The organism is Thermodesulfatator atlanticus DSM 21156, assembly GCF_000421585.1.
GTDB lineage: Bacteria > Desulfobacterota > Thermodesulfobacteria > Thermodesulfobacteriales > Thermodesulfatatoraceae > Thermodesulfatator > Thermodesulfatator atlanticus.
The window spans coordinates 1-1,015 of record NZ_ATXH01000060.1 but is presented as its reverse complement, the minus strand read 5'-3'; the positions used below and the strand labels follow the sequence as shown (position 1 = coordinate 1,015).

Annotated in this window: 1 protein-coding gene; it reads left to right on the top strand. The window is 43.2% G+C overall.

Features of this window, described 5'->3' with window-relative positions; genetic code table 11:
* Positions 1-684 (top strand): IS5 family transposase (locus H528_RS13775; RefSeq protein ID WP_022854522.1); only part of this gene is annotated, 684 nt, incomplete at its 5' end.
* Positions 685-1,015: the final 331 nt, after the last annotated feature.

The window sequence follows — 1,015 nt, the reverse complement described above, 5'->3', positions numbered from 1 at the left end:
CGCCGCTTCCTGGGCATCTCTGCTCTCGACCCTGTCCCTGACTACTCCACTATCTCACGTTTCCGTTCCAACCTCAAATCTATGAACCTTTACCGGGAATGTTTTAACGAACTCAAGCGCCAGCTTGCTAAAAAGGGCTTTGAGCTCAAAACAGGAAAGATTATTGACGCCCGCCTGGTCAAAGCAGCAAGAACCCCTGGCAAAGACGACGATGCTTCTTTTTCCAAAAAGGGCCAAAAGACGGTCTATGGTTACAAGGATCATATCGCAGTTGACCCAAAGTCTGAGTTTGTGACGGAATTTGTGTGCACCCCGGCCAACGTGCATGATTCCCAGATGTTGGAAGAACTCCTTGAAGGAGAGGAGAAAGCCATATTTGCGGACAAGGCTTATGATAGCCGAGAAATACGCCAGAAGTGTCGGCAAGAGGAAAGATTTTGTGGGGTGCTGTATAAAGGTTGCCGTGGGCGGTCTCTTTCGAAGAAACAGAAGAAGCTGAACAAGATATTTTCGCGGATCAGGAGCAAAGTGGAGAAAGTCTTTGGGATATTTAGCCTGCATCTTAATAGGACAAAGGCGAGGTATGTAGGGCTTTATGCCAATGAAATCCATCTGTTTTTGACGTGTTTTACCTACAATGTGCTTAATCTTACCTGGCACTTTAGGAGAGGGGAGGTTTTTTAAGGGAAGAACAGGCGAATTATGCCCAAAATAGAGAAATAGAGCGAAAAAAGTGGAAATAGAAGAAAATAGAGGTGAGTAACAAGGCAAATTTTGGTGATAATGGGAAAAATATTTCGATTTTGTTGATATTAAATTCATGGATGATAGAATTTTTGCTTAATTGTCCAAATTATTCAAAGGTCTCCTTATATATCAAAATCTGTCTGAAGACATCCTTTCTCGCATCAATGTAGTGCTACCCAAAATGCCGGACACTTTTGGGCCTCATCTTGAGGAGACATCATTTAAGCTGCCTCCCTGTATCTTCCCTCATAATATCTTGCCTCAAATT